Annotated in this window: 19 protein-coding genes; 9 read left to right on the plus strand and 10 right to left on the minus strand. The window is 56.4% G+C overall.

The window, feature by feature from the left end; translation table 11 throughout:
- Positions 1-30: 30 nt before the first annotated feature.
- The 3 genes from polB (at position 31) to rluA (ending at position 6,095) form a co-directional block, all read left to right on the plus strand.
- The gene (gene polB, locus BM007_RS12870; protein WP_090419090.1) at positions 31-2,388 is read left to right on the plus strand and encodes a DNA polymerase II; all 2,358 of its coding nucleotides are present in this window, start codon (positions 31-33) and stop codon (positions 2,386-2,388) included.
- A gap of 128 nt (positions 2,389-2,516) precedes the next feature.
- A complete protein-coding gene (gene rapA, locus BM007_RS12875) occupies positions 2,517-5,423 on the plus strand; it encodes an RNA polymerase-associated protein RapA (RefSeq protein ID WP_090419092.1) in 2,907 nt (968 codons plus the stop codon).
- A gap of 12 nt (positions 5,424-5,435) precedes the next feature.
- Complete coding sequence (rluA, locus tag BM007_RS12880; protein WP_090419095.1) at positions 5,436-6,095, plus strand: bifunctional tRNA pseudouridine(32) synthase/23S rRNA pseudouridine(746) synthase RluA; 660 nt, start codon at positions 5,436-5,438, stop codon at positions 6,093-6,095.
- A 29-nt stretch (positions 6,096-6,124) separates the two neighbouring features.
- On the opposite strand, the gene djlA is transcribed toward rluA, so the two are convergent.
- Entirely contained in the window at positions 6,125-6,940 is an 816-nt protein-coding gene (djlA, locus tag BM007_RS12885) for a co-chaperone DjlA (protein WP_008502016.1), read from the minus strand.
- Between the two features lie 239 nt (positions 6,941-7,179).
- Here djlA and lptD point away from each other — a divergent pair, with 239 nt between their 5' ends.
- From lptD to apaH, 6 genes are read left to right on the plus strand one after another with little or no spacing between them, the layout of a single operon-like run.
- The gene (gene lptD, locus BM007_RS12890; RefSeq protein WP_090419098.1) at positions 7,180-9,537 is read left to right on the plus strand and encodes an LPS assembly protein LptD; all 2,358 of its coding nucleotides are present in this window, start codon (positions 7,180-7,182) and stop codon (positions 9,535-9,537) included.
- A gap of 53 nt (positions 9,538-9,590) precedes the next feature.
- Entirely contained in the window at positions 9,591-10,877 is a 1,287-nt protein-coding gene (surA, locus tag BM007_RS12895; RefSeq protein WP_024907433.1) for a peptidylprolyl isomerase SurA, read from the plus strand.
- A complete protein-coding gene (gene pdxA / locus BM007_RS12900) occupies positions 10,877-11,863 on the plus strand; it encodes a 4-hydroxythreonine-4-phosphate dehydrogenase PdxA (RefSeq protein WP_024907432.1) in 987 nt (328 codons plus the stop codon). The genes surA and pdxA overlap by 1 nt, the downstream gene beginning before the upstream one ends.
- A complete protein-coding gene (gene rsmA, locus BM007_RS12905; protein WP_023310362.1) occupies positions 11,860-12,681 on the plus strand; it encodes a 16S rRNA (adenine(1518)-N(6)/adenine(1519)-N(6))-dimethyltransferase RsmA in 822 nt (273 codons plus the stop codon). Before pdxA ends, rsmA begins: the two co-directional genes overlap by 4 nt.
- Before the next feature lie 3 nt (positions 12,682-12,684).
- Complete coding sequence (gene apaG / locus BM007_RS12910; protein WP_024907431.1) at positions 12,685-13,062, plus strand: Co2+/Mg2+ efflux protein ApaG; 378 nt, start codon at positions 12,685-12,687, stop codon at positions 13,060-13,062.
- A 4-nt stretch (positions 13,063-13,066) separates the two neighbouring features.
- A complete protein-coding gene (apaH, locus tag BM007_RS12915) occupies positions 13,067-13,915 on the plus strand; it encodes a bis(5'-nucleosyl)-tetraphosphatase (symmetrical) ApaH (RefSeq protein ID WP_023310360.1) in 849 nt (282 codons plus the stop codon).
- A gap of 38 nt (positions 13,916-13,953) precedes the next feature.
- Here the strand turns inward: apaH and folA are convergent, their stop codons facing one another.
- The 9 genes from folA to fkpB form a co-directional block, all read right to left on the minus strand.
- Positions 13,954-14,433: a type 3 dihydrofolate reductase gene (gene folA, locus BM007_RS12920; RefSeq protein ID WP_008502023.1), complete on the minus strand. Its 480-nt coding sequence runs from the start codon at positions 14,431-14,433 to the stop codon at positions 13,954-13,956.
- Between the two features lie 114 nt (positions 14,434-14,547).
- On the minus strand, positions 14,548-16,413 hold the full coding sequence (kefC, locus tag BM007_RS12930; RefSeq protein ID WP_090419102.1) for a glutathione-regulated potassium-efflux system protein KefC: 1,866 nt from the start codon (positions 16,411-16,413) through the stop codon (positions 14,548-14,550).
- On the minus strand, positions 16,406-16,936 hold the full coding sequence (gene kefF / locus BM007_RS12935; protein WP_024907429.1) for a glutathione-regulated potassium-efflux system oxidoreductase KefF: 531 nt from the start codon (positions 16,934-16,936) through the stop codon (positions 16,406-16,408). Before kefF ends, kefC begins: the two co-directional genes overlap by 8 nt.
- Positions 16,937-17,039: 103 nt before the next feature.
- Entirely contained in the window at positions 17,040-17,273 is a 234-nt protein-coding gene (locus BM007_RS12940; protein WP_048989669.1) for a YgdI/YgdR family lipoprotein, read from the minus strand.
- 139 nt (positions 17,274-17,412) lie between these two features.
- Complete coding sequence (carB, locus tag BM007_RS12945; protein ID WP_024907428.1) at positions 17,413-20,637, minus strand: carbamoyl-phosphate synthase large subunit; 3,225 nt, start codon at positions 20,635-20,637, stop codon at positions 17,413-17,415.
- A gap of 18 nt (positions 20,638-20,655) precedes the next feature.
- Positions 20,656-21,804 carry a glutamine-hydrolyzing carbamoyl-phosphate synthase small subunit gene (gene carA / locus BM007_RS12950; RefSeq protein WP_024907427.1) on the minus strand — a complete coding sequence of 383 codons (1,149 nt, stop codon included), beginning with the start codon at positions 21,802-21,804 and terminating at the stop codon, positions 20,656-20,658.
- Between the two features lie 454 nt (positions 21,805-22,258).
- Positions 22,259-23,080, minus strand: coding sequence for a 4-hydroxy-tetrahydrodipicolinate reductase (gene dapB / locus BM007_RS12955; protein WP_024907426.1), 822 nt, complete (start codon positions 23,078-23,080; stop codon positions 22,259-22,261).
- A 205-nt stretch (positions 23,081-23,285) separates the two neighbouring features.
- Positions 23,286-24,236: a 4-hydroxy-3-methylbut-2-enyl diphosphate reductase gene (gene ispH, locus BM007_RS12960; protein WP_024907425.1), complete on the minus strand. Its 951-nt coding sequence runs from the start codon at positions 24,234-24,236 to the stop codon at positions 23,286-23,288.
- A gap of 1 nt (position 24,237) precedes the next feature.
- Positions 24,238-24,687 (minus strand): FKBP-type peptidyl-prolyl cis-trans isomerase, encoded by a 450-nt coding sequence (gene fkpB / locus BM007_RS12965; protein WP_090419109.1) that lies wholly within the window; start codon positions 24,685-24,687, stop codon positions 24,238-24,240.
- Positions 24,688-24,773 lie beyond the last annotated feature (86 nt).

The following is a 24,773-nucleotide window of genomic DNA, read 5'->3' on the forward strand; positions in this document are numbered from 1 at the left end:
AGGCCTGGTTTTGTTTTCTGGGATAACGGCGTGGCGCAGGCGCAAGAAGGTTTTTTACTGACCCGACACTGGCGGGATACCCCGCAGGGCACCGAGGTCGCGTTCTGGCTGGCGACGGACAACGGTCCGCTGCACGTTACGCTGCCCCCGCAGGAATCCGTGGCCTTTATTCCTGAAGCCCACGTCGAGAAGGTGAAACAGCTGCTGCGCGGCGAAAACGGCTGGCGCATAACCCCGCTTGAACTGAAAGATTTCCACCGCCAGCCGGTTTACGGCCTCTACTGTCGCGCCCATCGACAGCTGATGCGCTATGAAAAACTGCTCCGCGAGGCGGGCGTGACGCTCTACGAAGCCGATATCCGCCCACCGGAGCGCTTTCTGATGGAGCGGTTTATTACCGCCCCCGTCTGGGTTGATGGCATCGAACAAAACGGCGGCGTCGTTAACGCGCGCCTGAAGCCGAATCCTCACTATCGCCCACCGCTGAAGTGGGTCTCCCTGGATATCGAAACCACCCGTCACGGCGAACTGTATTGCATTGGCCTGGAAGGCTGTGGCGATCGGGTTGTCTATATGCTTGGGCCGCCAAATGGTGATGCCTCCGCGCTGGATTTCAGGCTTGAGTACGTCAACAGCCGCCCGCAGCTGCTGGAGAAGCTTAACCAGTGGTTTGCCGACTACGATCCCGATGTTCTGATCGGCTGGAACGTGGTGCAGTTTGACCTGCGCGTGCTGCAAAAACACGCCGAGCGCTACCGCATCCCGCTGATGCTCGGGCGCGGCAACAGCGAGCTGGAATGGCGCGAACACGGTTTTAAGAACGGCGTTTTCTTCGCACAGGCGAACGGCCGCCTGATTATTGACGGCATCGAGGCGCTCAAATCCGCCTTCTGGAGCTTCTCTTCCTTCTCCCTTGAAGCAGTGGCGCAGGAGCTGCTTGGCGAAGGTAAATCCATCGATAATCCCTGGGATAGAATGGACGAGATCGACCGGCGCTTTAACGAAGACAAGCCCGCGCTCGCCACCTATAACCTGAAAGACTGCGAGCTGGTCACGCAGATATTCCACAAAACCGAGATTATGCCGTTCCTGCTGGAGCGCGCGACGGTTAACGGCCTGGCGGTCGACAGGCACGGTGGCTCGGTTGCCGCCTTTAGCCATCTCTACTTTCCCCGAATGCACCGGGCAGGTTATGTCGCCCCTAACCTCGGGGAGGTGCCGCCGCAGGCCAGCCCCGGCGGCTACGTCATGGATTCCCGGCCAGGATTGTATGACTCCGTTCTGGTCCTGGACTACAAAAGTCTGTACCCGTCGATAATCCGCACCTTCCTGATCGATCCCGTCGGGCTGGTTGAGGGCCTGGCCCAGCCGGATGATGAGCACAGCACCGAAGGCTTCCTCGGCGCACGCTTCTCGCGGGAAAAACACTGTCTGCCTGACATTGTGGGAAACATCTGGAACGGCCGCGACGAGGCCAAGCGCCACGGTAACAAGCCGCTATCACAGGCGCTGAAAATCATCATGAACGCCTTTTACGGCGTGCTGGGCACCAGCGCCTGCCGCTTCTTTGACCCGCGCCTGGCCTCCTCGATCACCATGCGCGGGCACGAGATCATGCGCCAGACCAAAGCGCTGATTGAATCCCGGGGCTATGACGTCATCTACGGCGACACCGACTCCACCTTTGTGTGGCTTAAGGGCGCGCATTCGGAAGAAGACGCCGCGCAAATCGGCAAAGCGCTGGTCTGCTTCGTGAACGACTGGTGGCAGGAACATCTGGAGAAAGCGCGGTTAACCAGCGCGCTGGAGCTGGAATTTGAAACCCATTTCGCCCGCTTTTTAATGCCCACCATTCGCGGTACCGATCAGGGCAGCAAGAAGCGCTACGCCGGGCTGATTCAGGAAGGCGACGCGCAGCGGATGGTATTTAAAGGGCTCGAGACAGTGCGTACCGACTGGACGCCGCTGGCGCAGCAGTTCCAACAGACGCTCTATCTTCGAGTGTTCCGCAATGAGCCCTATCAGGACTATGTGCGCGAGACGATAGCCAGCCTGATGGCGGGCGAACTTGACGCGCAGCTGGTGTACCGCAAGCGCCTGCGCCGCCCGCTGGCGGAGTACCAGCGTAACGTTCCTCCGCACGTACGCGCCGCGCGTCTCGCGGATGAAGAAAACGTACGCCGCGGCCGCGCGCCGCAGTATCAAAACCGGGGGACCATCAAATACGTCTGGACCATTAGCGGCCCGGAACCCGTGGATTATCAGCGTTCTCCGCTGGATTACGAACACTATCTGACGCGTCAGCTTCAGCCGGTTGCCGACGGAATTTTGCCCTTCATCGACGATGATTTTGCTACACTAGTGACAGGACAACTTGGCCTATTTTGACGCGTGACGAAATGGCTGCCATCCAGTACCATAGCGCCCTTTCCATTCCCGGACCCATTTTTCGATGACCGTCTTTTTTGACGGGGGTCGAACTATTGCCTGCAATTAAAGATTAGAGCCGAACAACTATGCCTTTTACACTTGGTCAACGCTGGATCAGCGATACAGAAAGCGAACTTGGATTAGGAACCGTCGTAGCAATCGATACGCGTATGGTTACCCTCCTCTTCCCAGCCACCGGTGAAAACCGTCTGTACGCTCGCAATGACTCCCCTGTTACCCGCGTGATGTTTAATCCGGGTGACACCGTGACCAGCCATGACGGCTGGCAGCTCAAGATTGAAGACGTAAAAGAAGAGAATGGACTGCTCGCCTACATCGGGACTCGTCTGGACACCGACGAGGCCAATGTCATCCTGCGTGAAGTGCTGCTCGACAGCAAGCTGGTGTTCAGCAAGCCGCAGGACCGCCTGTTTGCCGGGCAAATCGACCGTATGGATCGCTTCTCGCTGCGCTATCGCGCGCGTAAGTTCCAGAGTGAACAGTACCGCATGCCGTGGAGCGGCCTGCGCGGCCAGCGCACCAGCCTGATCCCCCACCAGCTGAACATCGCCCATGACGTGGGCCGTCGCCACGCGCCGCGCGTGCTGCTGGCAGATGAAGTGGGTCTGGGTAAAACCATCGAAGCGGGCATGATCCTGCATCAACAGCTGCTTTCCGGCGCTGCCGAGCGCGTGCTGATTGTGGTTCCTGAAACCCTGCAGCACCAGTGGCTGGTCGAAATGCTGCGTCGTTTTAACCTGCGCTTCTCCCTGTTTGACGATGAGCGCTATGCCGAAGCGCAGCACGATGCGGACAACCCGTTTGAAACCGAACAGCTGGTGATTTGCTCCCTGGACTTCGTGCGCCGCAGCAAGCAGCGCCTTGAGCATCTGTGCGATGCTGAATGGGACCTGATGGTGGTCGACGAAGCTCACCACCTGGTCTGGAGCGAAGATGCGCCGAGCCGCGAATATATGGCTATCGAGCAGCTTGCCGAACGCGTGCCAGGTGTCCTGCTGCTGACCGCAACGCCGGAGCAACTGGGGCTGGAAAGCCACTTTGCCCGTCTGCGCCTGCTCGATCCAAACCGTTTCCACGACTTTGCGCAGTTCGTGGAAGAACAGAATAACTACCGTCCGGTGGCGGATGCCGTCGCCATGCTGCTGGCGGGCAAGCGTCTCTCTAATGACGAACTCAACACCCTGAGCGATCTGATTGGCGAGCAGGATATCGAGCCGCTTCTGCAGGCCGCGAACAGCGAGAGCGACAATGCGGAATCCGCGCGTAAAGAGCTGATCGACATGCTGATGGACCGCCACGGCACCAGCCGCGTGCTGTTCCGAAATACCCGTAACGGCGTCAAAGGCTTCCCGAAACGCGAGCTGCACACCATCAAGCTTCCGCTGCCGACGCAGTATCAGACGGCGATTAAAGTCTCCGGCATTATGGGCGCGCGCAAAACCCAGGAAGAGCGCGCCCGCGACATGCTTTATCCGGAACAAATCTACCAGGAATTTGAAGGCGATACCGGCACCTGGTGGAACTTCGATCCGCGCGTGGAGTGGCTGATGGGCTACCTGACCGCGCACCGCTCCCAGAAAGTGCTGGTGATCTGCGCCAAAGCGGCCACCGCGCTGCAGCTGGAGCAGGTCCTGCGCGAGCGCGAAGGTATTCGTGCCGCCGTGTTCCACGAAGGCATGTCCATCGTCGAGCGCGACCGCGCCGCGGCGTGGTTCGGGGAAGAGGACAGCGGCGCGCAGGTTCTGCTGTGCTCGGAAATCGGCTCTGAAGGCCGTAACTTCCAGTTCGCCAGCAACCTGGTGATGTTCGATCTGCCGTTTAACCCCGATCTGCTGGAGCAGCGTATCGGCCGTCTGGACCGTATTGGTCAGGCGCATGATATTCAGATCCACGTGCCGTATCTGGAAAAAACCGCGCAGTCCGTGCTGGTACGCTGGTTCCACGAAGGTCTGGACGCGTTTGAACATACCTGCCCGACGGGCCGCACCATTTACGATCAGGTGCATGGCGATCTGATCGGCTACCTGGCCGCGCCGGAAAACACCGACGGCTTTGACGATCTGATTAAGTCCTGCCGCGAGAAGCACGACGCGCTGAAAGCGCAGCTGGAACAGGGTCGCGATCGCCTGCTGGAGATCCATTCCAACGGCGGTGAAAAAGCGCAGGCGCTTGCTGAGAGTATTGAAGAGCAAGATGATGACACCAGCCTGATCAGCTTCTCCATGAACCTGTTCGACATTGTCGGCATCAACCAGGACGACCGTGGCGAGAACCTGATTGTCCTGACCCCGTCCGATCACATGCTGGTTCCGGATTTCCCGGGCCTGCCGGAAGATGGCTGTACCATCACCTTCGAGCGTGACGTGGCGCTGTCCCGCGAAGATGCCCAGTTTATCACCTGGGAACACCCGCTGATCCGCAACGGTCTGGACCTGATCCTCTCCGGCGATACCGGCAGCAGCACCATCTCCCTGTTGAAAAACAAGGCGCTGCCTGTCGGCACCCTGCTGGTAGAGCTGATCTACGTTGTGGAAGCGCAGGCGCCGAAACAGCTGCAGCTCACCCGCTTCCTGCCGCCAACGCCGGTCCGCCTGCTGTTGGACAAAAACGGCACGAACCTGGCCGGACAGGTCGAGTTCGAAAGCTTCAACCGACAGCTGAGCGCGGTGAACCGCCATACCGGCAGCAAGCTGGTTAACGCGGTCCAGCAGGACGTGCACGCTATTCTGCAACTGGGCGAAACCCAGATTGAGAAAGCGGCCAGAGCGCTGATTGATGCCGCGCGCGCGGAAGCCGACGAGAAACTGTCTGCGGAGCTGTCGCGTCTGGAAGCGTTAAAAGCCGTCAACCCGAACATTCGTGACGACGAGCTGGCGGCGATTGAAAGTAACCGTCAGCAGGTGCTGGAAAGCCTGAATCAGGCGAGCTGGCGTCTGGATGCCCTGCGTCTTATCGTTGTGACGCATCAGTAAACGGAGCGCAAGATGGTGATGGAGCCTTACAATCCGCCGCAGGATCCCTGGCTGGTCATTCTGTATCAGGATGAACACATTATGGTGGTCAACAAGCCCAGCGGCCTGTTGTCCGTGCCGGGGCGTCTGGATGAGCACAAAGACAGCGTGATGACGCGCATTCAGCGCGATTATCCGAAGGCGGAGTCTGTCCATCGCCTGGACATGGCCACCAGCGGCGTGATTGTGGTGGCGTTAAATAAGGCGGCGGAACGCGAGTTAAAACGTCAGTTCCGCGAGCGCGAGCCGAAAAAGCAGTATGTCGCCCGCGTCTGGGGCCACCCTGCGCAGGCGGAAGGGCTGGTGGATTTACCGCTGATCTGCGACTGGCCGAACCGGCCAAAGCAGAAGGTGTGTTATGAAACCGGCAAGGCCGCGCAGACCGAGTATGAAGTGCTGGAGTATGCGCCGGATAATACCGCGCGCGTCCTGCTAAAACCGATTACCGGACGTTCACACCAGCTGCGCGTGCATATGCTCGCTCTGGGTCATCCGATTCTGGGCGACCGCTTCTACGCGCCGCCTGAAGCGCTGGCCTTAGCGCCACGTCTGCAGCTGCACGCGCAGACGCTCACCATCACCCATCCGGCCTTTGGTAACGCGATGACGTTTAAAGCCCCGGTGGACTTCTAAAAAAAAGCCCGACACCGTCGGGCTTTTTCTTATTTGAAACCTTTCTTCTCTTTAATGAGCTCGTACGCCTTCTGGATTTCCTGCGCTTTTTGCTTCGCCATCTCCATCATTTCTGGCGGCAGGCCTTTCGCGACCAGCTTGTCCGGATGATGCTCGCTCATGAGCTTACGATAGGCACGTTTAATCGTGGTCTGATCGTCAGAGGGCTTTACGCCAAGCACGTTGCAGGCATCTTCCAGCGTCGGTCCACGCTGCGCCTGCTGCCAGGCACCGCCGGACGACTGCTGGTGATAGCCGCCGCCAAACTGCGCCCCGCCCTGCATCATGCGCAGGAACTGGTCGAACTGCATACGGGAGATGCCCAGCTCTTCCGCAATGACGTACAGCACATCACGTTCATTAGGGTGAAGTGAACCGTCGGCGAAGGCCGCCTGGATTTGAATTTCCAGAAACATCCGAATTAAATCAAAACGTCCAAAACAGATGCTGCGGAACTGACGCATTTTTTCGCGAAGCGGATAGTTATCCGATTTACCGATGCGAAACGCATTTTGCGCTTCCAGACGGGAATCGCCATGCAGGTTCATACGATCCATAAAAACGCTGGCAATCTGAATATCGGCTTCTGTGACACGCCCTTTGGATTTGGTTAAGTGCCCCATCACCTCAAAGGTGGTGGAGAAAAAGAGTGACTGACGCTCGCGCTGATTGGCAAACCAGGCCATTTTGCGGCTGCGCGCCTTATCAAACATATGGCCGATAATAAGTCCAAGCACAATCCCCCAGAACCCGGCACCCATGATGATGGCGAACGCAACGCCGATTATTTTACCCCAATACTGCATATACTCCCCGGATAGTCATATTCCTGGCCGACGCAACGTCATCATCACTGTGTTCAAGTCACGGTCAATTGAAGGACATCGCCTATAATTTGCTTTATCATACTCGTCATTCGATAGCGAGCCTAACACTCTGGCACGCAAACGGGCAGGATTAACGCTGGTACTGCGCAGATGAGTAAGATAGTCTCTGAGCGTTTGTAAGCCGTAGCCACTGATGACGGAACAATAAAATACAACGTATGAAAAAACGTATCCCCACCCTTCTGGCCACAATGATTGGCTCCGCCCTGTATAGTCAACAGGGGCTGGCGGCCGATCTCGCCTCGCAGTGTATGCTTGGCGTCCCAAGTTATAATCGCCCACTGGTGAGTGGCGATACAAATAGCTTGCCGGTAACCATTACTGCCGACAGTTCGAAAGGGACTTACCCTGACAATGCCACGTTTACGGGCAATGTGGATATTAACCAGGGTAATAGCCGCCTGCAGGCAGATGAAGTGCAATTGCACCAGAAGCAGCCGGAAGGTGCGGCCGAGCCGGTACGAACGGTGGATGCGCTGGGTAATGTGCACTATGACGACAATCAGGTCATCCTGAAAGGTCCGAAAGCCTGGTCAAACCTGAATACGAAAGATACTAACGTCTGGGAAGGTGATTACCAGATGGTGGGTCGCCAGGGGCGCGGTGACGCAGACCTGATGAAACAGCGCGGCGAAAACCGCTATACGATCCTGGAAAATGGTACATTCACGTCGTGTCTGCCGGGTTCAAATACCTGGAGCGTGGTCGGAAGCGAGGTTATCCATGACCGCGAAGAACAGGTCGCAGAGATCTGGAACGCCCGCTTCAAACTGGGTCCAGTGCCCATATTCTACAGCCCTTATCTGCAGCTTCCCGTGGGTGACAAACGTCGCTCCGGTTTCCTGATCCCAAATGCCAAATACAGCACCACGAACTACTTTGAGTTCTACCTGCCGTATTACTGGAACATCGCGCCAAACGTGGATGCGACGATCACGCCGCACTATATCCACAAGCGCGGCAACATCATGTGGGAGAACGAGTTCCGCTATCTGACACATGCTGGTGCAGGTCTGATGGAGCTGGATTACCTGCCGTCGGATAAAGTCTTCCAGGATGAGCATCCGACCGAAGGTAATAAACACCGCTGGATGTATTTCTGGCAACATTCCGGTGTGATGGATCAGGTCTGGCGTTTCAACGTCAACTACACCAAGGTGAGTGATCCGAACTACTTCAACGATTTCTCGTCAAAATACGGTTCGAGTACTGACGGTTATGCCACGCAGATCTTCAGCGCAGGCTATGCGGTGCAGAACTTTGATGCGACAGTAACAAGCAAGCAGTTCCAGGTATTTGATAGCCAAACGGCGAGTACCTATGGCGCTGAGCCACAACTGGACGTTAACTGGTACCAGAATGACGTGGGTCCATTCGACACCCGTATTTATGGTCAGGCGGTGCATTTTGTAAATACAAATTCCAATATGCCGGAAGCCACCCGCGTTCACCTGGAGCCCGTAATCAACCTGCCATGGTCAAATGACTGGGCAAGTCTGAACACGGAAGCTAAGCTGATGGCGACACACTATCAGCAGAAAAATATCGATGATTACAACGCGAATCCAAACAATACCGGTCACCTGGAAGAATCCGTAAACCGTACGCTTCCGCAGTTCAAAATGGACGGCAAGCTGATCTTCGAACGCAATATGGGTCTACTGGCGGATGGCTATACCCAGACGCTGGAGCCACGTATGCAGTATTTGTACGTGCCTTATCGCGATCAGAGCAATATTAATAACTACGACTCCTCATTACTGCAGTCTGACTATAGCGGCCTGTTCCGCGACCGTACCTACGGTGGCCTTGACCGCATCGCCTCGGCAAACCAGGTAACGACCGGGGTCACATCGCGCGTTTATGATGATGCTGCCGTTGAACGTTTTAACGTTTCTGTTGGTCAAATCTACTATTTCACCGAGTCTCGCACGGGCGATGACAATATTAAGTGGGAGAAAGATAACAAGACAGGTTCGCTGATTTGGGCTGGTGACACCTACTGGCGTATGACCGACCGTTGGGGTCTGCGCGGTGGCGTGCAATATGACACCCGTCTCGACAATATCGCCAACAGTACAGCGGCCATTGAGTATCGCCGGGATGAAGATCGTATGGTGCAGTTGACCTATCGTTATGCCAGCCCGGAATATATTCAGGCCACATTGCCAAACTACGGCAATGGGGAACAGTATAAAGACGGTATCTCGCAGGTCGGTGGTGCAGCAAGCTGGCCAATCGCCGATCGCTGGTCAGTCGTTGGCGCTTACTACTTTGACACCAACACTCATAAAGCAGCTGACCAGATGGTGGGTCTGCAATATAACTCCTGCTGCTACGCGCTGCGTGTCGGTTACGAACGTAAGCTTAACGGCTGGGATACTAACAACAATCAGAGCAAATACGATAACGTGATTGGCTTTAACTTCGAGCTACGCGGCCTGAGTTCCAACTACGGTCTGGGTACGCAGAAAATGCTGCGCTCGAATATTCTGCCATACCGTACTTCCTTGTAATGTGCTTGATTTGCAACGTAATCCGCTTTGCGGTTAATTGAAATGGAAAAAGTATGAAGAACTGGAAAACGCTGCTGCTCGGTGTCGCTATGGTTGCGAATACCAGCTTCGCGGCCCCCCAGGTTGTTGATAAAGTCGCTGCTGTGGTTAACAACGGCGTCGTGCTTGAAAGTGACGTTGACGGTCTGATGAAATCGGTGAAGCTCAATTCGGGCGAAGCCGGTCAACAGCTTCCGGATGACGCCACGCTGCGCCACCAGATCCTGGAGCGTCTGATCATGGATCAGATCGTTCTGCAGATGGGGCAGAAAATGGGTGTGAAAGTCACTGACGAGCAGCTCGATCAGGCGATCGCTAACATCGCGAAGCAAAACAATATGTCTTTAGATCAGATGCGCAGCCGTCTGGCCTATGACGGCATCAGCTACGCCACCTACCGTAATCAGATCCGTAAAGAGATGCTGATTTCGGAAGTACGTAACAACGAAGTGCGTCGCCGCGTCACTATCCTGCCTCAGGAAGTGGAGGCGCTGGCAAAACAGGTGGGTAACCAGAACGATGCGAGCACAGAGCTGAATCTGAGCCACATTTTGATTCCACTGCCAGAGAACCCAACGTCCGATCAGGCTGCGGAAGCAGAAAGCCAGGCGCGTTCTATTGTTGAACAGGCGCGTAACGGCGGCGACTTTGGCAAGCTGGCCATCACCTACTCCGCTGACCAACAGGCGCTGAAAGGCGGCCAGATGGGCTGGGGACGTATTCAGGAGCTGCCATCCATCTTTGCCCAGGCGCTGAGCACGGCGAAGAAAGGGGATATCGTCGGTCCTATCCGTTCAGGCGTGGGCTTCCACATTCTGAAGGTGAACGATCTGCGCGGCCAGAGCCAAAATATCTCCGTCACCGAAGTTCACGCTCGCCACATTCTGCTGAAACCGTCACCGGTCATGACTGACGATCAGGCGCGTGCGAAGCTGGAACAGATCGCAGCAGACATTAAGAGCGGTAAAACCTCGTTTGCGAAGGCCGCAAAAGAGTTCTCTCAGGATCCAGGCTCTGCTAACCAGGGCGGCGATCTGGGCTGGGCGGCTGCGGATATTTACGATCCTGCCTTCCGTGACGCGTTGATGAAGCTGAACAAAGGCCAGATGAGCACGCCGGTCCACTCTTCGTTTGGCTGGCATCTGATCGAGCTGATGGACACCCGTAACGTTGATAAAACGGATGCGGCACAGAAAGACAGAGCCTACCGTATGCTGTTTAACCGTAAGTTCTCTGAAGAAGCAGCCACCTGGATGCAGGAACAACGCGCCAGTGCTTACGTGAAAGTGCTGAGCAACTAATGAAACAGCATCGTGTTGTTATCACGCCCGGCGAACCCGCCGGGATTGGGCCTGACCTCGTTGTCCAGCTCGCCCAGCTCAGCTGGCCGGTAGAACTGGTTGTCTGCGCCGATGCAACACTGTTACAAGACCGGGCAACACTGCTCGGTCTGCCTTTAACGCTCATCCCTTACGTTGAAGGCCAACAGCCTGCACCACAGCAAGCCGGTACGCTTACCCTTCTCTCTGTTCCCCTTCGAACGCCGGTCATTCCGGGTCAGCTCAGCACGGAAAACGGCCACTATGTCGTTGAAACCCTTGCGCGCGCCTGCGACGGTTGCCTGAAGGGCGAATTTGCCGCTCTGATTACCGGCCCCGTTCACAAAGGCGTGATCAACGAAGCGGGCATACCGTTTACCGGGCATACGGAGTTCTTCGAAGAGCGCTCGCACAGTCCGAAAGTGGTGATGATGCTAGCGACCGAAGCGATGCGCGTTGCCCTGGTGACCACCCATCTGCCGATCAAAGCGATTCCGGATGCGATCACCCCCGATCTCCTGCGTGAGATCATCGGGATTTTGCATCACGATCTGCAGACAAAATTTGGGATCCCGCAGCCGCATGTGCTGGTTTGCGGCCTGAATCCGCACGCGGGCGAAGGCGGGCACATGGGCACCGAAGAGATCGATACCATCATTCCGGTACTCAACGAAATGCGGGCGAAGGGAATGAACCTCAGCGGTCCGCTGCCTGCTGATACCCTTTTCCAGCCGAAATACCTGGATAATGCCGACGCCGTGCTTGCGATGTACCACGATCAGGGCCTGCCCGTGCTAAAATACCAGGGCTTTGGCCGCGGGGTGAATATCACCCTCGGTTTACCTTTTATTCGAACGTCCGTTGACCACGGTACTGCGCTGGATCTGGCAGGCCAGGGGAAAGCGGATGTCGGCAGTTTTATTACGGCGCTTAATCTCGCCATCAAAATGATTGTTAATACTCAATGACTAATCGAGTCCATCAGGGCCACTTAGCCCGTAAACGTTTCGGGCAAAACTTCCTTAACGATCAGTTCGTGATCGAAAGCATTGTCTCGGCTATTAATCCGCAAAAAGGCCAGGCGATGGTCGAAATCGGCCCGGGCCTTGCTGCACTGACCGAACCGGTAGGCGAACGCCTCGACGAACTGACCGTCATCGAACTGGACCGCGATCTGGCCGCACGCCTGCAAACGCACCCGTTCCTCGGGCCGAAGCTGACCATCTATCAGCAGGATGCCATGACCATGAACTTTGGCGAACTGTCGGAAAAAATGGGCCAGCCGCTGCGCGTTTTCGGCAACCTGCCGTACAACATCTCTACGCCGCTCATGTTCCACCTCTTTAGCTATACTGATGCCATTGCCGACATGCACTTCATGTTGCAAAAAGAGGTTGTTAACCGTCTGGTTGCAGGCCCGAACAGTAAAGCGTATGGTCGTTTAAGCGTGATGGCACAATATTACTGCAACGTGATCCCGGTACTCGAAGTACCGCCGTCAGCGTTCACACCACCACCGAAAGTGGATTCAGCGGTTGTGCGCCTTGTGCCGCACAAGACGAAACCGTATCCGGTTAAAGATCTGCGCGTACTGAGCCGCATTACCACAGAAGCCTTTAACCAGCGCCGTAAAACGATCCGTAACAGCCTGAGCAATTCGTTTACCGTAGAGGTGTTAGCCGAGCTGGGGATCGACCCGGCAATGCGTGCGGAGAATATTTCCGTAGAGCAGTACTGCAAGCTGGCTAATTACATCAGCGATAATGCGCCGCCGAAGGAGAGTTAAGCCATGATTGATTCGCCCCGCGTATGTGTCCATGTACAAAGCGTCTATGTTGAATCACAGTCCTCTCCGGACGAAGATCGTTTTGTTTTCGCTTATACCGTGACCATTCGTAATCTGGGGCGGATGCCCGTGCAGCTGCGCGGGCGCTACTGGCTAATCACTAACGGCAATGGCCGCGAAATTGAAGTTCAGGGCGAAGGTGTGGTCGGTGAACAGCCCCACATCGCCCCTGGCGAAGAGTACCAGTACACCAGCGGCGCGGTAATTGAAACGCCGATGGGTACCATGCAAGGCCATTATGAAATGGTCGACGTCGATGGCAACGGATTCCGCGTTGCCATTCCTGTGTTCCGTCTCGCCGTTACTACACTCATTCATTAATCTAATGTCTACATATCTGATTGGCGACGTTCACGGTTGCTACGATGAACTGATCGCATTGTTAAAACAGGTCGACTTTACGCCAGGACAGGACACGCTCTGGCTGACGGGCGATTTAGTCGCGCGTGGCCCCGGCTCCCTTGAAGTATTACGTTTCGTCAAATCGCTGGGCGACAGCGTGCGCATGGTGCTGGGTAATCACGATCTGCATCTGCTGGCGGTTTTCGCCGGGATCAGCCGCAACAAGCCTAAAGATCGCCTCACACCACTGCTGGATGCGCCGGACGCGGACGATCTGATTAACTGGCTGCGCCGTCAGCCCCTGCTGCAGATCGACGAAGAGAAAAAGCTGGTCATGGCGCATGCCGGGATCACGCCACAATGGGATCTTGAGACGGCGAAAACCTGCGCGCGTGACGTTGAGGCGGTGCTGGCGAGCGACTCGTATCCTTTCTTCCTTGATGCCATGTACGGCGATATGCCGAACCACTGGAGCGAGGATCTCAGCGGTCTGGCTCGCCTGCGCTTTATCACCAACGCGTTCACCCGCATGCGTTTCTGCTTCCCGAACGGGCAGCTGGATATGTATTCCAAAGAAACGCCGGAAAGCGCGCCCGCCCCGCTGAAACCGTGGTTTGCCATTCCGGGACCGGTGACCAGCGAGTACAGCGTGGTATTTGGTCACTGGGCAGCACTGGAAGGAAAAGGAACGCCGGAAGGGATTTACGGTCTGGATACCGGATGCTGCTGGGGTGGGGAGTTAACCTGCTTACGCTGGGAAGATAAAGCTTACTTTGTGCAGCCGTCCAACCGACAGCTGGACTTAGGAGAAAGTGAGGCCGTTGCCTCCTGATAATGATTCCCTCTCCCGGCCGGGAGAGGGAAAATTACTTAACGACGTTCCAGAATCTCGAAGCAGTAGCTGTGGGAGTTCTGTGCATCCGCGTCGTGGAATTCGCTGAATACCGATTCCCACTCGTCCGGATCGTAGTCCGGGAAATGGGTATCCCCTTCCACTTCTGCATCAATGTGGGTCAGATACAGCTTCTGCGCTTTTGGCAGGAACTGCTCGTACACACGCCCACCGCCAATCACCATAATCTCTTCGGCATTGCCGCATGCAGCAATCGCCTCGTCTACTGATTTTACCCATTCGACGCGATCGTCAGTGCCTGGCTGGCTGCTGATAACGATATTCTTACGGCCCGGCAATGGACGACCAATCGACTCCCAGGTCAGGCGGCCCATCACTACCGGCTTGTTTAACGTAGTACGTTTAAACCATGCGAGATCGGCAGGCAGGTTCCACGGCATGGCATTTTCCATACCGATAACGCGGTCCACCGCCAGCGCTGCAATCAGACTGATCATTGAAAATTTCCCGGATGCAAAAAATTGCCGCCACTATACGGAAAGCTTAATCTTTCGTCGACTGGCGGCAGGGTAAAGATAAAGAAATTTTTTAATATTGCTGGCAACTCCACTTCACGCGGAAGGTTTACTCTCGGGCTCGTCAGCCGGATCGCCGGTATGCTTGCCCTCTTCCGTGCCCTGCCAGCCGTGGCGCTGGATCAGCGACAGGTGGTTACGGTCCTCGTTAATGATTTCCGTCAGCATCGCGCTGGTGCGTTTAAACACTGCCGCGCGCTCGGTAGCCGTACTGCCCGCCATCGCCGCCATCTCTTCAACCATATCGGTATTAAAGCGACGGAACAGGTCCGCCCGTTCGCGCGCTTCGTACGCGCCAAGCCCCAGGTTTTCCAGCGCCATACGGCCAGACTTCAGCGCACCTTCGAACGTTTCACGCTCCGGTGCGTCTACGCCCGCCTGTCGCAGCCTGATGTAGTGATCCACATCGCGCGCGCGGGAGATAATGGTCAGTGCCGGGAAATGCTCTTTAACCAGTTCCACCATCTGCATGCTGGTCTCCGGATCGTCAATGGCGTTAATCAATACCTCGGCTTTTGCCGCCCCGGCGGATTCCAGCAGATCGACGCGGGTGGCATCCCCGTAAAACACCTTCATATCAAATTTACGCAGAGTATCGACATGGTCGGGATCGTGATCGAGGATGACCATCTTCACGCCGCTGGAGAGTAATAAACGCCCGACGATCTGCCCGTAGCGACCAAATCCGGCGATGATGACGCGCGGCTGCTCCTCGTCAATCTCATCGGCTTCGCGCTCCTGCTCGCTGTCCGATTTTTCCAGACGCGTCAGCACCACCAGCAGCACAGGCGTCGCCGCCATCGACAGTGCGACCGCCAGCGTCAGCGCTTTCGCCCACTCGGGATCGAGCACGTTTGCCATCTGCGCGGCGCCAAAGACCACGAACGCAAATTCACTCCCCTGCCCCAGCAGCACGGCAAACCAGCGGCGCTGCCTGGTCGGCACGTTTAATGGACGCGCAATCAGCCACAGCATCACCATTTTAATGATCAGGAAGCCGACGAGCAGGATGACGATCCGCAGCGGGTGCGTCACCAGCGTGCCGAAGTCGACGGACATCCCCACACCAATGAAAAACAGCCCCAGCAGCAACCCTTTGAACGGCTCGATATCGCTTTCCAGCGCGTGACGGTATTCAGAACTCGCCAGCAGAACGCCTGCGAGGAACGCCCCCATCGCCATCGACAGCCCGGCCTCTTCCAGCAGCAGACCGAAGCCAAACACCAGGAACAGCGCCACGGCGCTGAACACTTCGCGCAGGCCCGAGCGGGCAACAAACCGCAGCAGCGGACGGGTGACGTAGCGACCAAGCAGCACCACCAGCGCCAGCGCGCCCGCCACCTTCAGTGCCGACAGCGCGAAAGCGCCCAGCGTGGTAGAGGAACCGCTGGCCGCCAGCAGCGGGATCATCGCCACCAGCGGGATAGCGGCAATATCCTGGAACAGCAGCACCGAGAACGCGCTACGTCCCATCTGGGATACCGTCAGATTTCGTTCGTTCATCGCCTGCATGGCAATGGCCGTTGAGGAGAGCGCCAGGGTCATGCCGATGAGCTCTGCCACTTTCCAGTCCATGCCCAGCAGGATGCAGAACCCGCCCAGCAGTAGGCCGCAGGCCACCATCTGCAGTGCCCCACCGCCAAATACCGATGCGCGAAGCTTCCACAACCGCTGCGGGTCGAGCTCCAGGCCAATCACAAAGAGCATCAGCACCACGCCGATTTCAGCGAAATGAAGGATCGCCTCTGCATCCGTCACCAGTCGAAAGCCCCACGGTCCAATGACGCAGCCCGCAATCAGGTAGCCGAGAACAGAGCCCAGCCCCAGGCGTACCGCCACGGGCACAATCAGCGCCGCTGCGCCAAGGTATATCAGCGCCTGTATCAGCGTATGGCTATCCATGGTGCGCCTCCTGCCACTCAAGTAAGCGTTGTTTATAATGGCGAGCCTGCGCCTGCAGCGTTTCATCGTCGCAGACAAACGTGCAGTGCATCGCAAACGGCGGGAGCCAGTTCAGACCGCAATACAGCGCAGTCGCCTGCAGCGGCTGTGCCAGGACGTCAAAACCCGGGAAGGAACCGATATCAAAGTGGCTTTCCCCGCCGCCGGTGGTGACCGCCCACATCAGGCTTTTCCCTTTTAGCGCATTGCCGTTGTGGCCATACGCCCAGCCGTGGGAGAAGACTTTATCAATCCACAGCTTCAGGAGCGGGGGCGTGCTATACCACTGCATGGGATGCTGCCAGATAATCAGATCGGCACGGGAAAGCGCCTCCTGTTCGGCGGCGATATCGATATTAAAATCGGGATAGAGTTGATAGAGGGAACGTATCTCTACGTTATCAAGCGTCCTTACCTGCTCAAGCATCCGCTTATTCGCATGCGAGTGCTGCGGATAAGGATGGGCATAAATTATCAGAATCATTGATTAGCCTGTTGTTACTGCTTTCTTTTAACAAAAGAGTGTAGTCAGTAATTCAACAGGCTAATAGTGAATATTATTGACGGGCTTACGTCAGAATTCTGAATTAGTTATCCAGCTCGCCCATCGATTTCACCTGGTCACGGTTGATCTGCTCGGTTTGACCGGTTTCGGCGTTTTTGTACGACACCAGACCGGTATCGTCATCTACCTGCGGTTTTCCGTCGGTAACAATGGTTTTGCCATCGGTGGTTTTTACGGCCTGATTGGACGAACAGCCCGCAACGGTAAACATTGTCGTGGCAGCCAGAACGGAAGCGATCAGTAATTTATTTGGCATGGTGTTTTCCCCTGCTCTCAGTTGAATTTCGTTATCGACCTAATGATTTTAGGCTAACTGACTGAAAGCGGATGAAAAACCAGAAGGTTCTGAAGATGGGGAGAATGCCCGGCAGCCGAACGGCACCGGGCATTTTTACTTACTTGCTAATCTGCGCGTGCATTTCCTGCACTGAAATCACCTTCTCGGTAGCATCCGCGTTCAGCGCCATGGCCGTTGCGAAACCGCCGTTCAGGGTGGTGTCGTAGTGCACTTTGTACTGCAGCGCGCTGCGGCGAATCAGCTTGGAGTCTTCGATCGCCTGGCGGCCCGCGGTGGTGTTGATGATGTAGGTATATTCGCCATTCTTGATACGATCCTGAATGTGCGGACGGCCTTCATGCACCTTGTTCACCAGACGCGGGTTGATGCCGGCTTCGCCCAGCACAATCGCCGTACCGTGGGTTGCATCCAGCTCGAAGCCCTGCTTCAGCAGCTTAGCGGCCAGGTCAACTACGCGCTCTTTGTCGCCTTCACGAACGGAGAGCAGCGCACGGCCTGATTTTCTCATGGTAGAGCTACTGCCCAGCTGCGCCTTCGCGAACGCTTCTGCGAAGGTGCGGCCTACGCCCATCACTTCCCCGGTAGAGCGCATTTCTGGCCCTAACAGCGGGTCAACGCCCGGGAATTTGTTGAACGGCAGCACCACTTCTTTCACCGAGTAGTACGGTGGAATGATCTCTTTGGTCACGCCCTGCTGCGCCAGCGTCTGGCCCGCCATCACGCGCGCCGCCACCTTCGCCAGCGGTACGCCGGTGGCTTTGGAGACGAACGGGACGGTACGTGCCGCACGCGGGTTCACTTCAATCAGGTAGACTTCGTTGTCTTTCACCGCGAACTGGACGTTCATCAGACCGCGAACCTGCAGCTCGAAGGCCAGCTTCTGCACCTGCTGGCGCATCACGTCCTGAATCTCCTGGCTCAGCGTGTAGGCTGGCAGAGAACAGGCTGAGTCACCGGAGTGCACGCCCGCCTGCTCGATGTGCTCCATGATGCCGCCAATCAGCACCATTTCGCCGTCGCAGATGGCGTCCACGTCCACTTCCACCGCGTCGTCGAGGAAGCGGTCGAGCAGCACTGGCGCATCGTTGGACACGCTTACCGCGGTCTGGAAGTAGCGGCGCAGGTCGGCTTCGTCATACACGATTTCCATCGCGCGGCCGCCCAGCACGTAGGAAGGACGCACGACCAGCGGGTAGCCAATCTCTTTCGCCTTCTCAACGGCCATCTCAATGGCGGTGACGGTGGCGTTCGCCGGCTGTTTCAGCTTCAGACGGTCAACCGCCTGCTGGAAACGCTCGCGGTCTTCCGCACGGTCAATCGCATCCGGGCTGGTACCGATAACCGGCACGCCTGCTGCTTCCAGCGCGCGCGCCAGCTTCAGCGGGGTCTGGCCGCCGTACTGCACGATAACGCCTTTTGGCTTCTCGATGCGCACGATTTCCAGCACGTCTTCCAGGGTAACCGGCTCGAAGTAGAGGCGGTCAGAGGTGTCGTAGTCGGTCGATACGGTTTCCGGGTTACAGTTGACCATGATGGTCTCGTAACCGTCTTCACGCAGCGCCAGGGAGGCGTGCACGCAGCAGTAGTCGAACTCAATGCCCTGGCCGATACGGTTTGGACCGCCGCCCAGCACCATAATCTTGTCGCGGTCGACGGACGGGTTCGCTTCGCACTCGTCTTCATAGGTGGAGTACATGTAGGCGGTGTCGGTCGAGAATTCTGCCGCACAGGTGTCCACGCGCTTGTAGACCGGGTGCAGGTCATACTGGTCGCGCAGCTTGCGGATTTCCGCTTCACGCACGCCCGCCAGCTTAGCCAGACGCGCATCGGCGAAGCCTTTACGCTTCAGCACGCGCAGGAAGTCAGCGTCCAGGCCGGTGATGCCCAGCTCAGCCACCTGCTCTTCCAGACGCACCAGCTCTTCAATCTGCACCAGGAACCAGCGGTCGATGTTGGTCAGGTTGAACACGCCGTCGACGGACAGCCCCGCACGGAAGGCATCGGCGATGTACCAGATACGCTCTGCGCCCGCGTCTTTCAGCTCGCGGCGGATTTTCGTCAGCGCTTCCGGGTCGTCCAGGCTCACTTTCGGGTCGAAGCCGGTCGCGCCCACTTCGAGGCCGCGCAGCGCTTTCTGCAGGGATTCCTGCTGCGTGCGACCAATCGCCATCACTTCACCGACAGATTTCATCTGGGTGGTCAGACGGTCGTTCGCGCCTGCAAATTTCTCGAAGTTGAAGCGTGGAATTTTGGTGACAACGTAGTCGATGGACGGCTCGAAGGACGCAGGCGTGCGGCCACCGGTGATGTCGTTCATCAGCTCGTCGAGGGTGTAACCCACCGCCAGCTTCGCCGCCACTTTGGCAATCGGGAAGCCGGTCGCTTTAGAGGCCAGCGCGGAGGAACGGGACACGCGCGGGTTCATTTCGATAACAATCAGACGGCCGGTTTTCGGGTTAACGGAGAACTGCACGTTAGAACCGCCGGTTTCCACGCCGATTTCACGCAGTACCGCCATCGAGGCGTTACGCATGATTTGATACTCTTTGTCGGTCAGGGTCTGGGCTGGCGCAACGGTGATGGAGTCGCCGGTGTGGATACCCATCGCATCGAAGTTTTCGATGGAGCAGACGATGATGCAGTTGTCATTTTTATCACGCACCACTTCCATCTCGTACTCTTTCCAGCCAATCAGCGATTCATCAATCAGCAGCTCTTTGGTTGGGGAGAGATCCAGACCGCGTTCGCAAATCTCTTCGAACTCTTCGCGGTTGTAGGCGATGCCGCCGCCGGTGCCGCCCATGGTGAACGATGGACGGATGATGCACGGATAGCCCACGTCAGCCGCAACGGCCAGCGCTTCTTCCATGTTGTGTGCGATACCGGAGCGCGCGGTGTCGAGGCCGATTTTCTTCATCGCCACGTCGAAGCGGCGACGGTCTTCTGCTTTATCAATCGCGTCGGCGGTCGCACCAATCATGGTCACGCCGAACTCGGCCAGCACGCCCTGACGCTCCAGCTCCAGCGCGCAGTTCAGCGCCGTCTGGCCGCCCATGGTTGGCAGCACCGCGTCCGGACGCTCTTTCTCGATGATTTTACGCACCACTTCCCAGTGAATCGGCTCGATGTAGGTCGCATCAGCCATTTCCGGGTCGGTCATGATGGTCGCCGGGTTAGAGTTCACCAGGATAACGCGGTAACCCTCTTCGCGCAGGGCTTTACACGCCTGCGCGCCGGAGTAGTCGAATTCACAGGCCTGGCCGATCACGATCGGGCCAGCGCCAAGGATCAGGATGCTTTTTATGTCTGTACGTTTTGGCATTGTCTTCTCGGCTCCTGATTATTTAGCGGTCTTACGGTATTGCTCGATAAGTTCGATGAAGTGATCGAACAGCGGCGCGGCGTCGTGTGGGCCCGGGCTGGCTTCCGGGTGGCCCTGGAAGCTGAACGCTGGCTTATCGGTACGGTGGATGCCCTGCAGGGTGCCATCGAACAGCGACTTGTGGGTCACGCGCAGGTTAGCCGGCATTGAGGCCTCATCGACGGCAAAGCCGTGGTTCTGCGCGGTGATCATCACCGTGTTGTTATCGATGTCTTTCACCGGGTGGTTACCACCGTGGTGGCCGAACTTCATCTTAACGGTGTTCGCACCGCTCGCCAGGGCCAGCAGCTGATGGCCGAGACAGATGCCGAATACCGGGATGTCGGTTTCCAGGAAGGACTTAATGGCGGCGATAGCGTAATCGCACGGCGCCGGGTCGCCAGGGCCGTTGGACAGGAAAATACCGTCCGGATTCATCTTCAGCACGTCTTCGGCAGACGTTTGTGCCGGCACCACCGTCAGGCGGCAGCCGCGGTCAACCAGCATGCGCAGGATGTTGCGCTTGGCGCCGAAATCGTAGGCCACCACGTGGAACGGCAGCTCGCTCTCTTTTTTCGCTTCCGGCAGGTCGCCTGAAAGCGTCCAGCTACCCTGAGTCCAGCTGTAGGCTTCAGCGGTAGTCACTTCTTTCGCCAGGTCCATGCCGTTCAGGCCCGGGAAGGCTTTCGCTTTTTCCAGCGCCAGCGTCGCATCGAGGTTATCACCCGCGATGATGCAGCCGTTCTGTGCACCTTTCTCGCGCAGCAGACGCGTTAACTTACGGGTATCGATATCGGCAATCGCCACGATGTTATGGCGCTTCAGGTAAGAAGAGAGGTCTTCGGTATTGCGGAAGTTGCTGGCAATCAGCGGCAGGTCGCGAATGACCAGGCCTTGCGCATGTACCTGAGAAGATTCTTCGTCAGCAGCATTGGTGCCGACATTGCCGATATGAGGATAAGTAAGAGTAACGATTTGGCGAGAATAGGAAGGATCAGTGAGGATTTCTTGATAACCGGTCATTGAAGTATTGAAAACGACTTCCCCAACCGCCGAACCCGTTGCCCCTATGGCCCGACCGATAAACTGGGTTCCGTCTTCCAGAACCAATAGCGCTGACTTAATCAAAACACCCTCCAGAGAATATTCACTCACTTTATTTGCATATTAATTCATAACCATGTCATGGATCAATGCAAATGTGTTGCCAGCGGATTTTTGGCAAACGGCGGCATTCTGGGGATTTGGTGGGTAAAAGTCAACTTAAAACGGATATTTTGTTTAGTCTTTTGCAGGCCTGGCGAGAGGAATGAGGCTTAAGCGACAAAAAGATCAGGTAAATCACTGCGGAAAACGCTTGCGCGCCTGGTTTAATAAAAAATCAGCGGATGGAGCATCATAAAGTGGACCAAATGGTCAAAATTTACATTTCAGCAACGTTAATACGCAGCAATAGATAGGTTTTTATAGGCTTATAGCCTGATTAACATTGAAACAGTCAAAATAAAAGGGCAATAAAATATTGCCCTATGCAATCAAACAATTACGACTGCAATAACCACATCACGATGGGTAATAATGCTTACAAATTGTTGAGATCAAGCACATCTCGCATATCAAAAAGGCCATCTTTCTTATTTTTCAGCCACAAAGCGGAACGTACGGCGCCGTTAGCAAATGTCATTCGGCTGGAGGCTTTATGCGTAATCTCGACACGTTCACCAATATCGGCGAACATCGCCGTGTGTTCGCCGACAATGTCACCCGCTCGCACGGTGGCGAAACCAATGGTGCCCGGTACGCGTTCGCCGGTGTGACCTTCGCGGGTATAGACCGCGCACTCTTTTAAATCTTTATCGAGTGCATGCGCAATCGCTTCGCCCATCGCCAGCGCCGTACCTGATGGCGCATCAACTTTGTAACGGTGGTGAGCTTCTACGATCTCAATATCGGTATAGTTGCCCATCACCTTCGCGGCCTTCTCCAGCAGCTTCAGCATGACGTTAACGCCCACGCTGAAGTTTGCGGCGAAGACAATCGCAATCTCTTTTGATGCATCCTGGATAGCCTGCTTGCCCGCGTCGTCAAAACCGGTGGTGCCGATCACCATCCCCTTGCCGTGCTGACGGCAAAACGCCAGATGCGTGAGCGTCCCTTCCGGGCGGGTAAAATCGATGAAGACATCGAAGTCCTCTTTTACCGCCTCCAGGCTGCTTTGCACGGTAACGCCCGTGTGGCCTGCGCCCGCCAGCTCACCGGCATCGGTCCCCAGAAGTGAAGAACCTTCACGCTCCAGGGCCGCGCCAAGCGCGACGCCATCCATCTGAAGAGCCGCCTGAATAAGCTGACGGCCCATACGTCCACCCGCGCCCGCAATGGCGACACGGATCTGTGCATCATGCATAGTTATTCTCTTACGTTAAAATGATGTAAACCGTTTTCAGATTAACCAGCCTTGAGAAGCACTGCCAACTGAAAACACCGATAATTAGAATTTAACGTGAAACCGACTTAAATATCAGTAAAAGACATGATTTTGTCGTCACGATAAAGTAACGGTTAAAAAAAAGGCCAGCACAGGAGGTGCTGGCCTTTCATCAGAAAAGGGACTATTCGACTTCGCGGGCATCAATGCGCAGTTCTTTCGGGACTTCGAAAACGATGTTCTCCTCACGTCCTTCCAGCGGCACCGCTTCGCCACCGCCCAGCTCCTGCAAACGGGAAATGACGTTCTGAACCAGAATATCTGGCGCAGACGCCCCGGCCGTCACGCCGACACAGGCCGCATGCTTAACCCACGCTTCCTGAATATCCGACGCGTCATCAATCAGGAACGCTGCCTTCCCCATGCGCTGCGCCAGTTCGGCCAGGCGATTGGAGTTAGACGAGTTTTTGGAGCCGACCACCAGCACCACATCCGCCTGTTCAGCCAGTGCACGCACCGCTTCCTGACGGTTAGTGGTCGCATAGCAGATATCATCTTTACGCGGACCGACGATTTTCGGGAAGCGCTGACGCAGGGCGTCAATCACGTCTGAGGTATCGTCTACGGAGAGCGTCGTCTGGGTCATAAACGACAGACGGGCTTCATTTTTCACGTTCAGCGTCAGGACATCTTCCGGCGACTCGACCAGATACATCCCCCCTTCCGGGTTGCTGTACTGGCCCATGGTGCCTTCAACTTCCGGATGACCGGCATGGCCAATCAGAATCGACTCTTCACCACGACGGCTGGCGCGCGCCACTTCCATATGCACCTTGGTCACCAGTGGACAGGTGGCATCGAATACGGTCAGATCGCGGCTTTTCGCTTCGTTACGTACCGCCTGGGAGACGCCGTGCGCGGAGAAGATCAGGATTGCACCGTCCGGCACTTCGCTGATCTGCTCAATAAAGATGGCGCCGCGCTCGCGCAGGCTGTCAACCACGTAGCGGTTATGCACCACTTCGTGACGTACATAAATCGGCGCGCCGTAAATCTCCAGCGCGTTTTCAACAATGCTGATAGCGCGGTCTACACCGGCGCAAAAGCCGCGCGGGTTAGCCAACAGGATCTGCATTTCAGGCCTCCAGTGCAGGATCGATTTCCAGCACTTCAACATCAAAATGAACGGTACGCCCGGCAAGCGGATGGTTGAAATCAACGGTAATCGAATCGCCGTTGATTTCGCGGATCACGCCAGGCATTTCGCTGCCGTCCATAGCGGTAAAGAGCATGATCGCCCCGATTTCCGGTTCACCCGCGTCCATGAACTCACGGCGCGAGAAATACTGGATCAGATCGGGACTTGGCACGCCAAACGCGGCATCCGGCTCCAGCGAAAAGGCTTTTTTCTCACCCTCTTTCAGACCGAGAAGCTGCTGCTCAAGACCTTCAGACAGGGAAGTATCGCCAAGACGAAACAGGGCCGGTTTGCCGTTATTGCGGGTGGATTCGGCCATGGAGCCGTCATCCAGCTTCAGCGTGAAGTGAACGAGAACCGCGCTGTTGCTCTGTACGGATTTAGACATGCAAATTGCTCGCTTGTTTTGCCCGGTGGCGCTGCGCTTGCCGGGCCTACATTAACCGTAGGCCGGGTAAGCGCAGCGCCACCCGG

This window comes from Enterobacter sp. NFIX59, assembly GCF_900113755.1.
Lineage (GTDB): Bacteria > Pseudomonadota > Gammaproteobacteria > Enterobacterales > Enterobacteriaceae > Enterobacter > Enterobacter pseudoroggenkampii.

What these genes read in the sequence shown, in the direction of transcription:
- apaH (WP_023310360.1), top strand. Translation starts at nt 13,067, where the DNA reads ATGTCTACATATCTGATTGGCGACGTTCACGGTTGCTACGATGAACTG.
- rluA (WP_090419095.1), top strand. Translation starts at nt 5,436, where the DNA reads ATGGTGATGGAGCCTTACAATCCGCCGCAGGATCCCTGGCTGGTCATT.
- lptD (WP_090419098.1), top strand. Translation starts at nt 7,180, where the DNA reads ATGAAAAAACGTATCCCCACCCTTCTGGCCACAATGATTGGCTCCGCC.
- apaG (WP_024907431.1), top strand. Translation starts at nt 12,685, where the DNA reads ATGATTGATTCGCCCCGCGTATGTGTCCATGTACAAAGCGTCTATGTT.
- pdxA (WP_024907432.1), top strand. Translation starts at nt 10,877, where the DNA reads ATGAAACAGCATCGTGTTGTTATCACGCCCGGCGAACCCGCCGGGATT.
- kefC (WP_090419102.1), bottom strand. Translation starts at nt 16,413, where the DNA reads ATGGATAGCCATACGCTGATACAGGCGCTGATATACCTTGGCGCAGCG.
- dapB (WP_024907426.1), bottom strand. Translation starts at nt 23,080, where the DNA reads ATGCATGATGCACAGATCCGTGTCGCCATTGCGGGCGCGGGTGGACGT.
- kefF (WP_024907429.1), bottom strand. Translation starts at nt 16,936, where the DNA reads ATGATTCTGATAATTTATGCCCATCCTTATCCGCAGCACTCGCATGCG.
- surA (WP_024907433.1), top strand. Translation starts at nt 9,591, where the DNA reads ATGAAGAACTGGAAAACGCTGCTGCTCGGTGTCGCTATGGTTGCGAAT.
- carB (WP_024907428.1), bottom strand. Translation starts at nt 20,637, where the DNA reads ATGCCAAAACGTACAGACATAAAAAGCATCCTGATCCTTGGCGCTGGC.
- fkpB (WP_090419109.1), bottom strand. Translation starts at nt 24,687, where the DNA reads ATGTCTAAATCCGTACAGAGCAACAGCGCGGTTCTCGTTCACTTCACG.
- rapA (WP_090419092.1), top strand. Translation starts at nt 2,517, where the DNA reads ATGCCTTTTACACTTGGTCAACGCTGGATCAGCGATACAGAAAGCGAA.
- ispH (WP_024907425.1), bottom strand. Translation starts at nt 24,236, where the DNA reads ATGCAGATCCTGTTGGCTAACCCGCGCGGCTTTTGCGCCGGTGTAGAC.
- rsmA (WP_023310362.1), top strand. Translation starts at nt 11,860, where the DNA reads ATGACTAATCGAGTCCATCAGGGCCACTTAGCCCGTAAACGTTTCGGG.
- folA (WP_008502023.1), bottom strand. Translation starts at nt 14,433, where the DNA reads ATGATCAGTCTGATTGCAGCGCTGGCGGTGGACCGCGTTATCGGTATG.
- BM007_RS12940 (WP_048989669.1), bottom strand. Translation starts at nt 17,273, where the DNA reads ATGCCAAATAAATTACTGATCGCTTCCGTTCTGGCTGCCACGACAATG.
- djlA (WP_008502016.1), bottom strand. Translation starts at nt 6,940, where the DNA reads ATGCAGTATTGGGGTAAAATAATCGGCGTTGCGTTCGCCATCATCATG.